Source organism: Mesoflavibacter zeaxanthinifaciens DSM 18436 (genome assembly GCF_000422365.1).
GTDB classification, from domain to species: Bacteria; Bacteroidota; Bacteroidia; order Flavobacteriales; family Flavobacteriaceae; genus Mesoflavibacter; species Mesoflavibacter zeaxanthinifaciens.
In genome coordinates this window covers 477903-492947 of record NZ_AULQ01000001.1, presented here as the reverse complement: position 1 = coordinate 492947, position 15045 = coordinate 477903, and the positions used below count along the sequence as shown (strand labels likewise).

At 30.4% G+C, this 15045-nt stretch carries 11 protein-coding genes; 3 read left to right on the top strand and 8 right to left on the bottom strand.

What is annotated here, in order from left to right; all coding sequences use genetic code 11:
- Nucleotides 1-2: 2 nt before the first annotated feature.
- The 7 genes from H574_RS0102370 to H574_RS0102340 form a co-directional block, all read right to left on the bottom strand.
- Nucleotides 3-1355: an HlyD family secretion protein gene (locus H574_RS0102370; protein WP_027879018.1), complete on the bottom strand. Its 1353-nt coding sequence runs from the start codon at nucleotides 1353-1355 to the stop codon at nucleotides 3-5.
- Between the two features lies 1 nt (nucleotide 1356).
- Entirely contained in the window at nucleotides 1357-3024 is a 1668-nt protein-coding gene (locus tag H574_RS0102365; protein ID WP_027879017.1) for a peptidase domain-containing ABC transporter, read from the bottom strand.
- On the bottom strand, nucleotides 3017-3703 hold the full coding sequence (locus H574_RS0102360) for a TetR/AcrR family transcriptional regulator (RefSeq protein ID WP_036226918.1): 687 nt from the start codon (nucleotides 3701-3703) through the stop codon (nucleotides 3017-3019). Before H574_RS0102360 ends, H574_RS0102365 begins: the two co-directional genes overlap by 8 nt.
- 58 nt (nucleotides 3704-3761) lie before the next feature.
- Nucleotides 3762-5033: a mechanosensitive ion channel family protein gene (locus H574_RS0102355; protein WP_027879015.1), complete on the bottom strand. Its 1272-nt coding sequence runs from the start codon at nucleotides 5031-5033 to the stop codon at nucleotides 3762-3764.
- A gap of 71 nt (nucleotides 5034-5104) precedes the next feature.
- Nucleotides 5105-5692: a pseudouridine synthase gene (locus H574_RS0102350; protein WP_027879014.1), complete on the bottom strand. Its 588-nt coding sequence runs from the start codon at nucleotides 5690-5692 to the stop codon at nucleotides 5105-5107.
- Nucleotides 5682-7988 carry a type IA DNA topoisomerase gene (locus H574_RS0102345; protein ID WP_027879013.1) on the bottom strand — a complete coding sequence of 769 codons (2307 nt, stop codon included), beginning with the start codon at nucleotides 7986-7988 and terminating at the stop codon, nucleotides 5682-5684. The genes H574_RS0102350 and H574_RS0102345 overlap by 11 nt, the downstream gene beginning before the upstream one ends.
- Before the next feature lie 84 nt (nucleotides 7989-8072).
- Nucleotides 8073-8885 carry a DUF1853 family protein gene (locus H574_RS0102340; protein WP_027879012.1) on the bottom strand — a complete coding sequence of 271 codons (813 nt, stop codon included), beginning with the start codon at nucleotides 8883-8885 and terminating at the stop codon, nucleotides 8073-8075.
- 105 nt (nucleotides 8886-8990) lie between these two features.
- Between H574_RS0102340 and H574_RS0102335 the strand changes: the two genes are divergently transcribed.
- Nucleotides 8991-10550, top strand: a complete 1560-nt coding sequence (locus H574_RS0102335; RefSeq protein WP_027879011.1) for a DEAD/DEAH box helicase — start codon at nucleotides 8991-8993, stop codon at nucleotides 10548-10550.
- A 41-nt stretch (nucleotides 10551-10591) separates the two neighbouring features.
- Nucleotides 10592-11707, top strand: a complete 1116-nt coding sequence (locus H574_RS0102330) for a DEAD/DEAH box helicase (protein ID WP_027879010.1) — start codon at nucleotides 10592-10594, stop codon at nucleotides 11705-11707.
- 51 nt (nucleotides 11708-11758) lie between these two features.
- Here H574_RS0102330 and hpf read toward each other — a convergent pair whose 3' ends face one another.
- Nucleotides 11759-12064, bottom strand: a complete 306-nt coding sequence (gene hpf / locus H574_RS0102325; RefSeq protein WP_027879009.1) for a ribosome hibernation-promoting factor, HPF/YfiA family — start codon at nucleotides 12062-12064, stop codon at nucleotides 11759-11761.
- A 125-nt stretch (nucleotides 12065-12189) separates the two neighbouring features.
- On the opposite strand from hpf, the gene H574_RS0102320 reads away from it, so the two are divergent.
- Nucleotides 12190-15027, top strand: coding sequence for a M16 family metallopeptidase (locus H574_RS0102320; protein WP_027879008.1), 2838 nt, complete (start codon nucleotides 12190-12192; stop codon nucleotides 15025-15027).
- Nucleotides 15028-15045 lie beyond the last annotated feature (18 nt).

Here is a 15045-nt window from a genome sequence, read left to right as displayed (position 1 = left end):
TTTTATTTTTTAGTCTTTGTGTTTGATGCATCTTCAGGTTGATAGTAATTTGGAGGGAAATCATTAAGCTGTCGCCATAATTCAAACCAAATAGGCACATCTTCTAATAAACCTATTGTTCTGGCTCCAGAACCAACTCTAATAGCTTCTGGCCAATCATAATCGTTTTCATCTGGAGCTAATAGTATTCTAAACTTGCCGTTTGGACTTATAAAACGTTCTATAGCTACAACTTTTGCACCGTATGTTCCATAAGATACGTTAGGCCAACCACTAAATATTATTGCAGGCCAACCATCAAACTGTACTCTAAATTCTTCACCTAAATGTACTAAAGGTAAATCTATAGGGTCTACAAATGTTTCTATAGCTATATCATATTTAGAAGGCATAATACCTACTAATTGCTCTCCTTCTTTAAAAGTTTCGCCAATACCACCTTTTATAGCTTTATTAATAAAACCATCTTGTGGTGCTTTGATATAATACATATCATTACGTATAGAATAATTTGTGTAGTCGCTTTCTAATTTTGATACTTGAGCTTCGGCGTCAAACTGATTAGATTGCGCAGTAAATTTATCACTTCTTGCTTTTGAAATTTTATCTGCATACTCGGCATCTATACGATTTAACTCTACTTGTGCGTTAATAATTTCATTTTTAGATGCTAAAAATTTATTTTCTTGCGATATTAATTTTGCTTGAGTTTCTTGTAATTTTAATCGTTTAGCTTCTACATCTGTAATTGCTTTTAAACCTTCTGACTGTAATTGTTGTGTACGATTAAATTGAGTTTCAGCAATATTTAGATTTGTTTTTGCAGCTTCAAAATCTATACTATCACTTTTGGTTTTTAATCTTGCCTGTAATAGTTTGTTTTCTGCTTGTTGCAACTTTAACTTCTTTTCGTTACTTAATGCAGCTATCTGTGTGTTAAGCGCTTTAACTTTTTCGCTGTAAGATGAAACTGAAGATGATTTGGCTTTTATTTGTTGATCGGTTCTTTCAACTAAATTAGGGTCAAAATATTCATTCTTAATTTCAGAAATATGAAGTATTGTATCTCCTTTTTTTACAAAATCACCTTCTCTTACGTACCATTTTTCTATACGACCAGGTATTGGTGATTGAATAGTTTGCGGACGTTGATCTGGTGTTAAGGTTGTAACCTTACCTGCTGCTGTTATATTTTGGGTCCATGGTAAGAATAATATTATTATACCTACAACACCAAAGGTTACTAAAAAGCGGTTAAACGCTTTAAAATGCTCTTTACCAAATGCTTTTTTACCGCACTCGTACTTGGTTAAATCTAACCTATTATCAAGCTTATTATTTGAAATATTTAACATCTTATTTATTGTTAATTATTTGACCGTTATCTAATGATACTACTTTACTTAATTTGTTTTCCCAAAGTTGATTTTGGCTAACAACAATTAATGACCAATCATGCTTTTTGTCTATTAAAAAGTCTATTATTTTTGACGCTTCTTTTTGATCAAAATGATCTAATGGTTCCTTTAAAACTAATAGTTTTGGCTTTTTTATTATGGCTCTTGCTAAAATGATTTTTTTAGCTGTAGTGTAAGAGATTTCTTTTCCTTCTGGACGTAAAATAGTATTTAAACCTTTTGGTAAGTGCTTAACATAATTAGATAATCCTACACTTTGTATTGCCCAATCTAAGTCTGACTTTGATATTGACGGATCACCAAAAGTAATATTATCTTTTAACGTACCTTCAAAAGGAGTTTCTTCTTCTAGTGTTTGCCCTAAATGAGCACGATATTGATTAAGGTTTAAACTAACAAGAGAATGATTATTAACAAAAACATTTCCTTTTGTTGGTTGAATGATGCCAGATATTAGTTTTAATAAACTTGTTTTACCAGATCCATTTGTACCGTTAACTAAAATTCTATCTTTATTATTAATTTTAAGGTTTATATTTTGTAGGATAGGTGTTTCTTTATCAGGTACTTCGTAATAGATGTTTTCAAATTCTAAATTGAATTCTTTATTATCAAAATCTATAATCTCTCCATCTTGTGGCTCTAATTCTTTATCAACTACTTTTCCTAATTTTTCAATAGAAGTAAGTACATCATAAAACGTTTCTAAACCAAGTATTAATTTTTCTACAGAATTAATTACTAATAGAATAATAATTTCGGCAGCAACAAATTGACCAATATTCATTTGCTGATTTAAAACCAATGCGCCACCTATAACTAAAAGCCCAAAAGTTACTAAGACTTTAAAACCAATTAATTGCATAAATTGCATAACCAGTACTTTAAAGTGAGATTCTCTTGCGTCTAAATAATCGGTGACTAATTGGTCGTTTTTAGAAAGCGCTAAATTTGTTTTTCCTGAAAGTTTAAAACTAACTATAGATCTTGCTATTTCTTCTAACCAATGTGCAACACGGTATTTGTGATCTGATTCTTTTATGCTTGTCTTTAAGCCTTTTTCTGCAGTATATTTAAATACAATATACATTAGTACTATTAGTAATACACCATATATGATAAAAAATGGATGGTAAAATGATAGTAGTAATAGGCCAAAAATAATTTGAAGTATAGCAGCAGGAAAATCTACTAAAATCTTTGCTAATCCTTTTTGAACAATTACGGTATCAAAAAAACGATTTACTAGTTCTGGAGGATAATAACCTCTTAATGCGCTCATTTTAATTTTTGGTAATCGATATGCAAAATCAAAAGATGCTCTTGTAAATATTTTTTGCTGAATATTTTCTATTATTCGTATTTGCATTAATTGTAAAACACCAACAAATATGACTCCTAAGGTTACTAAAATGACTAAAACAATCCAAGATGTACTTACTTGAGCTGCTTGTAACAAATTAATAATTGCCTGAATACCTAAAGGTAAAGATAGGTTAACTAATCCAGCAAAAATGGCGTAGAAAAAAACTTGTTTTAAATCTTTTTTATCAAGCTTTAATAGGTTGATAAAGCGTTGCCATGCTGTTAATATTTTTTTACTCATTAGGTGAAATATTTAAAGTGTTAAACACTAAATCTTTATAAAATTCTGTCGGAGCTTCATTTGGTTTTAATCCAGAAATGGATTTAAAATGATCTTTTAAATATTGCTGATGTAAAGATCCTTCTATAACTGTATTAGCTAAACAAAAAGCATATTTATAGTCTTTATTCGCTTCTTGTATTAATTCTTTAAGCCTAATTACTAGTCTTTTGTAAATCGAAAAGTAACCTTCATCGTTATCTAAGTCGACCTGTTTTGTTAGATAGGATTTACTGTATTCGTTAATAATAATGCGTTTTAAAACAACTTCGTCTATATGTTTAAAAGTGCTATCTAAAGTTGTAGTCTTTGTCAAAACTTCTATAGCTAAGTCTAATTTTTTTAAAGGATCTGCAATATTGTTTATAGCAAATACTAATTGGTATTCTGTCCAACTCCAATACCATGATGCTAAATAGACTAGTAAATTATGCTTGTTTTCAAAATAACGATATATACTACTTTCATTAGAGCCAATTTTAGCTCCTAATTTTTTAAAAGTAAAATCGTCAAAACCTATTTCGTCAATTAATAAAATGCTGTTTTCAACAATACGTTTTCCTAAATCTGAAGACTCTGGATCTTTTAGAAAAATATTCTCGTTAATTGTAATTTTTAAATTAGATAGTAACTTTTGCATATAACATCTATTTATTTGCAAATTTAATAGTATTACTATCGGTTTTGAAATTAGTTAACTATAAATTAACGTTTCCCTTGTTACTTAGACTTTTAAAAGTTGAATTATCTGGAAATTCAAAAATTTCTAAATCAAAATAAGGCACTGCTGCTAAAAAGTGATCAAATAAATCACTCATAACATATTCGTAATTTTGCCAACGTTTATCTTTACTAAAGCAATAAATTTCTATAGGAATACCTTCTGCAGTAGGTTGTAGTTGTCTTGCCATCAATAACATTTGGTCATTTATCGCAGAGTGTTGTTCTAAATAGGTTTGTATAAATTTTCTAAAAACACCTACATTAGTTAGATTTCTACCATTAATTAATAAAGACTTATCTGCATTGTTAGCTGTATTATATTGCTCTATTTTTTGTTGCATATTAGTTAGGTAGCTTTCTATAATTTGAATACCTTTTAAACGTTCTATATCTTCATCAGTTAAGTATTTAATAGAATTTTGCTTGATTAACATATGTCTTTTAATACGTCTACCATCAGAATTTGTCATACCACGCCAGTTCTTAAAAGAATCTGAAATCATGGCATAAGTAGGTATTGTGGTTATGGTATTATCCCAGTTTTGTACTTTAACCGTTGCTAGATTAATTTCGGTTACTTCACCATCTGCACCATATTTTTCAAAAGTTATCCAGTCTCCAATTCTAACCATATCATTTATAGCGACTTGAATACTTGCTACAAAACCTAAAATAGTGTCTTTAAAGATTAATAAGATAATGGCAGATATTGTACCAAATCCTGCTATAAACTTTGTTAACGACAACTCTATTACAACAGCTATTGCTAATAAAATACCAGCAGACCAAGCAAAAATCATAAAGACCTGTATATAGCTATCTATTGGTTTATCTTTAAGTCTTGGCAGAGTTTTAAAATAACTTTTTAAAGTATTTAGTAAGCTTCTAACTATCCAAAGACCTAAAATTATAGCAATGATTGTAGTTATTTTTTCAAGAACAATATGAAGGTTTTCAAAGTCATGAAAAACAATCGGAATACTCTCATGCACTAAATATAAAGCAGGCACATGCGCCGTATTTGCAGGAACACGATTAGAAATTAATAAATCGTCAAAATTAGATTTTGTAGTAGAAGCAATTCTTGCCGAAATAAATCTTAGAATCGTTCTTACAATCAAATCGACAATAAATATACCTACCAAAGCTATTACAAATAGCAAAAGCATATTCATGTATTTTGCAGAAGTGTCTGTAAAACTTAATTCTTTAAAATAATCGTAAAAAAAGTGTTGATATTTATTCATGTTAATTGTTTGTAACAAGCAAAAGTACAGAGTTTTTGATTATTTAAACAACTAAATAAATTAAAGATACGTTAAAGTATTTCTGGTAAATTTTCTAATAAAACTACATCTCCAGATTTCATATTTTCTAGAAGAATATTGCCAATTCTAACACGGACTAATCTTAATGTTGGAAAGCCAACAGCGCTAGTCATTTTTCTAACTTGTTTAAATTTACCTTCTGTTAAAGTTATAGATATCCAGGTAGTTGGTCCATGTCTTTCGTCTCGTATTTTTTTAGTACGTTGCGGTAGATTAGGAGTAGATTCTAAAATTTTAGCTTTACAAGGCTTTGTGTTATATTTTATTCCGTCAAAACCAATTTTGACTCCAGTTTGTAAATCTTGTATCGCTTTCGCGGAAATTGCGCCATCAACCAAAGCATAGTATTCTTTTTCTATTCCAGATTGGTTAATGTGATTACTCAATTTTCCATCGGTAGTTAATAGTAATAAACCTTCACTTTTTTTATCTAATCTGCCAATTGGCATTGTACCATCTGTAAATGTATCAAGCTCTGATAAAAAGCGTTTTTTTTGCTCATGCTTAGCATTGCTGTCAAACTGACTAAGCATTCCGTAAGGTTTATATATTTTAAAGTGTTGGTGTTTAGTTTTCATTTAAAATTTTAAAAACCAACTCTTTAGTTAGTTGCTGTCCTTTTGCTTTCTCTCTTATTAAATCGTAGCTAAACCTGAAATCGCAACCATTTTTATAGTCGCTACAACCATAAGCGGTTTTTCCTTTTATAATTGTACCTTTTTTACATTTAGGACAAGTTTTTTCTTCTACGTTTGTTTTTGTCGCTTTCGCGGAAATTTCTTTTTTAGGCTCTAATTTTAATTTAAAATTATCATCAAAACGAAGCAAACCTTCAACAGAAGCCTCTTTAACCTTAAATCCTTTTAAGTTTACAGTAGATCCTTTATCTAATAAGCGTTTGTATTGATTTTCTGATATTTTTTTTGAAGCATATTCAAAAGGTAAAACAAAATCACAATCTTTTCCATATAGTGTGCAACCGTAAGCCGATTTTCCTTTTAATAATTGTCCTTTTTTACATTTTGGACATGTTTTACCTACAATACCTTTTTTTGAAGTTTTTTTAGAAGATGATTTACTGGTGTTGGCTGGTTTATTATTGGTGTAACTTAATTTAGCTTGAACCTTTTCTGTTCTAACTTCATACACCAAATGGTCTACCATTTTTTTCATGTTATTGATAAATGCTACAGCGCTATATTCACCTTTTTCTATGTCTTTTAGTTGTTTTTCCCAAAGTCCTGTTAGTTCTGCAGATTTTAATAATTCATTTTGAATTAAATCAATCAATTGAATACCGGTAACTGTTGGCAACACCTGTTTTTTATTACGTTTTATGTATTTACGTCTAAACAGCGTTTCAATAATATTGGCTCTTGTTGAAGGTCGTCCAATACCATTTTCTTTCATTAAATCACGTAACTCGTCATCATCTACTTGTTTGCCTGCGGTTTCCATTGCACGTAATAAAGATGCTTCCGTATATTGTTTTGGTGGCTTGGTTTCTTTTTCTAAAAAAGAAGGCTCATGCGGACCTTTTTCGCCTTTTTCAAACTTGGGTAAAATACCGGTTTCCTTGGTTGGTTTGTCATTTGTTTCAAAAACAACACGCCAACCTTTTTCAAGAATTTCTTTACCTGTAGTTTTAAAGTTTACAGCTTCTGCTTTACCAATTACGGTTGTGTTTGAGACTTTACATTCTGGATAAAACACCGCTATAAAACGTTTGGTAATAATATCGTAAACCTGTTGTTGATTATACTGCAAATTGGTTTGTACACCTGTTGGAATTATCGCATGGTGATCGGTTACTTTAGCATCGTCAAAAACCTTTTTAGATTTTTTAATTTTTTGACCTAAAAGTGGCTGAATTAATTGACTGTAATTAGTCAAGTTTTTCAAAATCCCAGGTACTTTAGGATAAATATCGTTTGGAAGAAATGTAGTATCTACACGTGGATAGGTTACCACTTTCATTTCATATAACTTTTGAACTATTTTTAAAGTTTCATCTGCCGAAAAGCCAAATTTTGTATTGCAATACACCTGTAAACCTGTTAGATCAAACAGTTTTGGTGCAAATTCATTCCCCTTTTTTTTGGTAATGCTTACAATTTCAAAATCGTGTTCTTTAACGATATTTGCTAATTTTTCGCCATCTTCCATTTTTAGAAAACGTCCTTCTTCATAACTAAATAAGGTGTCACGATAAAGCGTTTGTAGTTCCCAATAGGGTTGTGGTTTAAAGTTTTCTATTTCTTTCCAACGGTTAACAACCATGGCTAGCGTTGGTGTTTGCACACGACCAATAGACAAGACTTGTTTATAACCACCATATTTTACGGTGTATAATCGGGTAGCATTCATCCCTAAAAGCCAATCACCAATTGCTCTAGAAAACCCAGCATAGTATAAGTTATCGTATTTTGTGCTAGCTTCTAATTTTTCAAAACCTTCTTTTATGGCTTCTGTGGTAAGAGAAGATATCCATAATCGTTTAACTTCACCTTTATAATTGGCTTGGTCTAAAACCCAACGTTGTATTAATTCTCCTTCTTGACCGGCATCACCACAATTTATTACAACGTCTGCTTTATCAAATAAGGATTTTACTATTTTGAATTGTTTTTTAATACCAGAATCGTTTGATACTTTGGTTTCAAACTTATCAGGTAACATGGGTAAGTTGTTTAAATCCCAACTTTTCCAATAGGGTTTATAATCGTTAGGTTCTTTTAGTGTGCATAAATGACCAAACGTGTAAGTTACCGCATAACCATTACCTTCAAAGTAGCCATCACGTTTGGTTTTGGCGCCTAAGACTTGAGCAATTTCTCTTGCTACACTAGGTTTTTCGGCTATACAGACTTTCATTTATATTAAAAAATTTAGTGTTGCAAATTAAATGAAATTGTTAAGTTTTGGAAGCAGTTTTATGACTAAGTTATTAACGGTTAATCACCACCAAACCATAAAACTTTTTTTAATTTCTCCGTTTGGAAATTTTAACCAAAGCATTTGCGCGTATTTTTCTTCATAAAATGCTTTTAATTGAGGAAGCATTTGCTCATAGTTATTCCAGTTTACATTTGGGTTTACATCTACTAACCAATCTAATTTTTTAGGAATATAAAATTTACAGTGTTTAAAATTTTCTAAGTTATTATAGTTGAAATAAAAGCCATAAACACAATCATTATTTAGTGTTTTAAGCATGATATTTTTGCCATAAGGCATAAAAATTTGAGCTTTGAAATAGATGTTCTGTTTTATATCTACTGGTTTTAGATTTAGTTGTTTTAAGTAAGGTGTTGTTGTGTTAGAATAGAGTAGTGGTAATTGCTTGTCTTTTAGCTTTTTTAGTTTTTGTGTTAAAGTATCTTTACGGTTTGGTCCAATACAATGCTCAATTTCTGTATCTCCAACAGTGGTATCAAATAGGTAGAATTTATATTGAATTTCTAGATGAAATGGCTTCTCTTCATCCAAATAAATAGCATCAATCTCTCCAATTGTTACTTTATTTTTATTTATAATTTGAAGGTTTTCTGATAATATTTTGATTGAATTAAATTGTTTTAATTCTTCAAAAACAAAATGTTCTACCAATTGTCCTAATCTTAACTTTTTAGTTATCAGCTTTGTAAAAGCAAATTGTTGTGGTAAGGTTTTAGTAAAAGGTGTAATCCCTAGTACATCAGAATTAAATAGATGTGGCGTTTTAAAAAAACCACTAAAGTTATCTTTATAATTTTCAATTATTCTTGTCATATTATGGGATAAATGTAATCAATAATTTTTTTTCGCTAATTATTCGTCATAAGTCTATTATCATTGTATTTTTGCACATCTTAAATTTTATAGAACTATTAATTAATGTCAGTCCAAACACAAGAATTACAAGAACGTACAGAAGGGAAAAGTTTATATAATTATCAAAAAGGAGCCATAGATAAGATTTTTACTTGTTTTGAAGAAGCACCAGATAATTATCACTTGCTTTATCAATTACCAACCGGTGGTGGTAAAACAGTAATCTTCTCTGAAATTGTTAGACAATATCTTAAAACTAGAAAAAAACAAGTTTTAGTAATGACGCATCGTATAGAGCTTTGTAGACAAACCTCAAGAATGTTGTCTGAGTTTGGTGTGTCAAACAAAGTTATAGATAGTAAAGCAGATTTAAGTGATCAAGGTGACTATAATTGTTTTGTTGCAATGGTAGAAACTTTAAATAACCGTTTAAATGATAATAAACTTGATATTTCAGATATAGGTTTAGTTATTATTGATGAAGCACATTATAATAGTTTTACCAAATTATTTAAGTTTTTTGATAATTCATTTATACTTGGTGTTACAGCAACACCTTTAAGTAGTAATATTAACCTTCCTATGAAGGATAATTATAATGAATTAATTGTAGGAGAAACCATACAATCCCTTATAGAAAATGAATTTTTAGCACGTGCCGAAATCTATAGCTATAATGTAGGTTTAACATCTTTAGTTGTTGGTGCTAATGGTGATTATACTGTAAAATCTTCAGAAGATTTATACACCAATACAGACATGTTGACTAAGCTTTTACAAGCTTATGAAGAGCGTTGTAAAGGTAAGAAAACATTAATATTTAATAATGGTATTAATACATCTCTGCATGTTTACGATACCTTTAGACGTGCTGGTTATAAAATTGCTCATCTTGATAATAACAATACAAAAAAAGAGCGAAAGGCTATTTTAAAATGGTTTAAAGAAACACCAGATGCTATCTTAACATCTGTAAGTATCTTAACTACTGGTTTTGATGAGCCTACAGTAGATTGTATCATGCTAAACCGTGCGACAAAATCATTAACATTATACTATCAGATGATTGGTCGTGGATCTCGTATTTTAGATAAAAAAGACAAGTTTACCGTTATAGATTTAGGTAATAACGTACATCGTTTTGGAGCATGGGGCGCAGATTTAGATTGGCACAAAATTTTCCGTTCTCCTAACTATTATTTAGATGGAATTTTAAGTGATGAAGAACTTGAAAATAATTTTAAATACGAAATGCCAGATGACATGCGTGAGCAGTTTAAAAACTCAGAGCATGTATATTTTGACATCAAAAAAACCTATATAAACTCAATTAGAGCAGGAGAAAGCTCTAAAGTAGTATTAGAACGCTCTATTGCACAGCATGCTCATATTTGTGTAGAAAATAGTGAAGATATGTGGGACGCCTTAGCTTTAGCAAAGCTTTTAGGAGATGATATTGATTATAGAATTGGTAGATACACAAAATGTATTAGTAAAAGTACACATAACTTTGTAGATTGGCTTAAAGACGATTACCGTAAAAAATTAAATGCTAAAATAAGATCTGAATTTGACGACATCTATGAAGAAATTCATGGTTTTCCTCCTCCAGAAGAAGAATAAATTAATATATTAACAAGTCTAACGACTACAAATAAAATAATATGACTTTTAAAGACTTAGGCTTAGATAAAAACTATACAAAATCTTTGAAAGAGATTGGTATTAAAACACCAACCGAAATTCAAGAACAAGCCATACCTATACTATTAAGCAGTAATACAGACTTTGTTGGTTTAGCCCAAACAGGTACTGGTAAAACTGCAGCTTACGGTTTACCTTTACTACATAAAGTTGACCCTAAAAAAAGTCATGTTCAAGCATTAGTCTTATCTCCAACTCGAGAGTTAGTTCAACAGATAAAAAAACAACTTTTTAAGTTTACTAAGTATAATACAAACCAAACTTTTGTAGAACCTGTTTATGGTGGAGAAAAGATTGATATTCAACTTAAAAATTTAGCTCGAACTACACATGTTATAGTGGCTACTCCTGGTCGTTTAGTAGATTTAATGCAGCGTGATGCTGTAGATTTATCTAATATTAAAACAATAGTTTTAGACGAAGCAGATGAAATGCTAAGCATGGGTTTTAAAAACGATTTAACAACTATACTAAACGCTATAAAAAGCAAAAAAAATACTTGGTTGTTTAGTGCTACAATGTCTAACGATTTAAAAGATATTGTAAAAAGATACATTGCAGATAATGCTATCCGTATTGAAATTGACAGAAATAGTATTGTCAATAAAAATATAAGCCACTTTTTTATAGAAACTTCAATTCATCAAAAAGCAAGTACAATAATGCAAATTTTAGATGAAAGAGCAGAAGAACGTGGTATTATATTTACACGTACAAAAGCAGGTGCACAAGCTTTAAAGCATCAACTACAAGTAGAAGGTTTTAATGTAGATGCATTAGAAGGCGATATGCCCCAAAAAGATAGAGATAAGGTTATGCGTTCTTTTAAAAACGAATCTTTACAATTTTTAATTTCTACAGATGTTTCGGCAAGAGGTATAGATGTTAATGATGTTAGTTTTATTATTCATCATCAACTACCAGAACATTTAGAATATTATACACATCGTAGTGGTAGGACAGCAAGAGGCGGTAAAAAAGGAGTTTCAATTGCTTTAATTTTACCAAGTGAACACAGCGAAGTAACTAAGGTAGAACAAGCTCTAGGTATAAAAATGAAACAAATAACAGTTTAATATAACAATAAAAAAAGCGACCTATTTGGTCGCTTTTTTTATTGTTATGTATTAATGATGGGTTTTCATTTTACCCTTTCGCTTAGCTAATTGATTATCTAATTCTCTAACAGCTTCACTTACACTTTTATGAAAAGTATCTTTACTGTCTTTAGCAAATAATCTAGGTCCTGGAGCACTTAATCTAATACTAGATATCATTCCTGTTTTATCATCACTAGTGTTTTCTACTTTAAAAAAAACATCAGCTCTAACTAAAAATTCATACTTATTAAAAAGTTTTTGTACTTTTTCTGTTGTGTATTCTTCTAAAGCCTTACTTGCCTTTACATTGTCATATTCAAATTTTATATCCATATTATTTTGGTATTAAAGTTCCTTTTAAAGATAATTAAAATAGATTTTTTTTCATATCGTTTTATTAAAAATTTATGACAATTAAATATTGTTTATCTTTAGACTTCAATCAAATATATAATTTAATGAGACTCTTAAAAACTTTATCCGTTTTGTCTGTATTTGCATTTATCTCATGCAACAATTCAGACTCAAAAACGCAAGTATCTAAAGCAGATACTGCTGTAGATTTTAAAATTGATTATGAAAAATTCACTTTAGATAATGGCTTAGAAGTTATTCTTCATGAAGATCATTCAGATCCAATTGTTGCTGTTGCAACCATGATGCATGTTGGATCTAACCGAGAAAAACCAGGTAAAACAGGATTTGCCCACTTTTTTGAACATATGAGTTTTAACGACTCTGAAAATGTACCTGTAGGCGCTAACAGAAAAATGATTCCAGAATGGGGCGGAAGTCGTAATGGAGGAACATGGAGTGACGGTACCGTATATTATGAAGTTGTACCAAAAGACGCTTTTGAAAAAATATTATGGATAGATTCAGACCGTTTTGGATACATGATTAATACGGTAACCAAAGAGGCTTTAGAGCGTGAAAAACAAGTTGTAAAAAATGAAAAACGTCAACGTGTAGATAATTCTCCTTATGGATATACAGATGAAGTTATTAGAAAAAATTTATATCCAGAAGGACATCCTTACAGCTGGACAGTAATAGGATCTTTACCAGATTTGCAAGCAGCTACATTAGAAGATGTAAAAGAGTTTTATAATCAATACTATGGCGCAAGTAATGCATCTTTAGTAATTGCAGGTGATATTGATGTAGAAGAAACTAAAAAATTAGTAAAAAAATGGTTTGGAGAAATACCAAGCGGACCAGAAGTTGAAGAGTTAAATTTTGAACCTGTTAAATTAGATAGTGTTAAAGCATTGTACTTTGAAGATAACTTTGCAAAATTACCAGAACTACGTATGGTAATCCCAACAGTTAAAGAATATCATGAGGACACTTATGCTTTAAATATTTTAGGGCAAATATTAAGCGGAAGTAAAAAATCGCCTTTATATAATGTTATTGTAGAAGAAGAAAAATTAGCTCCTGGAGTTAGCTCTTACCAAAGCAGTAGTGAACTTGCAGGAGAATTTGTATTTAGAGTTCGTGCAAATGCTAATACAGATTTAGATAGCGTTAAGCTAGCTATTGAAGAAGGCTTAAAACGTTTTGAAACAAATGGAGTAAATGAAAAAGAATTAAAACGTATTAAAGCAGAGTTAGAAACTCAGTTATATCAAGGTGTTAGTACGGTTTTAAATAAAGCATTTCAATTAGTGCAAGATAACGAGTTTGGTGGTGATCCAAGCTACATTACAAAAACAGCAAATTTAACTAATGCTGTTACAGCAGAAGACGTTATGCGTGTTTACAACCAGTATATAAAAGGTGAAAACTACGTAATGACCAGTTTTGTGCCTAAAAATCAAATAGATTTAGCAGTAACAAATAGCAAAGAAGCAGAAGTTTGGATTGAAGAAGTAAAACAAAACGTTGCTAACGAAGAAGTAAGTCAAGGTGAAGAAGCTGTTTACGAAAAAACACCAAGTAAATACGATAGAAGTGAACCGCCTTTTGGAGAATTACCAGTATTTAAATCTCCAGACATTTGGAAAGGTCAATTAGCTAACGGTATGGATTTATATGGTATAGAAAATACAGAAGTTCCATTAGTTCAGTTTGATATTACAATTCCAGGCGGACAACTTTTAGACCCAAAAGGAAAAGAAGGTGTTGCAAGCTTATTTAGTGATGTAATGATGCAAGGTACTTCAACAAAATCTCCTGCAGATTTAGAAGAAGCTATTGGATTGTTAGGTGCTAATATATATATGTATAGCAGTGATGAAGATTTTCATATCGCTGGTTCATGTTTAACTAAAAACTTTGAAGAAACTATTAAGCTAGTTAAAGAGATTATCTTAGAACCACGTTGGGACGACAAAGAATTTGACCGTCTAAAACAAGCTTTAGAAACAAATTTAAAAGGACGTGAAGCTAATCCAAATGCTATTGCAAGCAATGTATACAGTCAATTGTTATATGGCGAAGATAGCCGTTACGGTATCCCAAGTTCTGGTACTTTACAAAGCACTAAAGACATTACTATGGAAGACATGAAAACTTATTACAAAAATTTAGTACCAAGTCAAGCTACTTTCCATATTGCTGGAGATGTTAATAAAGACGAAACTGTTGCAGCACTTCAACCATTAAACCAATGGAAAGGAGAAGCGATTTCTATTCCAGAAGCTGATGTTAAAACAAATGACACTGCAGGAAAACTATATTTTGTAGATGTTCCAAACGCAAAACAATCTGTATTATATATAGGTAAACTAGCCTTATCTGGTAAAGATGAAGATGCTAATAACTTAGATTTTGCTAACGAAATTTTAGGTGGCGGCTCTAGCGGAAGGTTATTCCAAACCCTAAGAATTGGTAAAGGATATACTTACGGTGCATATTCTAGTATTTCGCAAGCTAATATTATTAGTCCTTTTACAATCAGAACAAGCGTACGTGCTAATGCTACTTTAAAATCTTTAGAAATTATTAAAAATATGGTTAAAGATTATGAAAATAGTTTTTCAGAAAATGAAGTAGAACTTACTAAAAACAAAATCTTAAAAGGAAACACAAGAGCATACGAAAGTTTAGGTGCACAATTAGGCATTTTAAGACAAATGAGTAAATACGATAGAGCAGAGGATTACCTTGATAAAAATCAAGAAGAGTTAATTAACATGACACTGCAAGACTATAAGTCAATTATTAATAAATATATGGATGAAGAAGACTTAACTTATTTAGTCGTTGGTGATAAAGCTACACAGTTTGAAGAAGTTAAAAAGCTTGGTAAACCTGTTATAGAACTTGATATTTATGGTAATAAGCTATAAACATAAAATATATTAGTA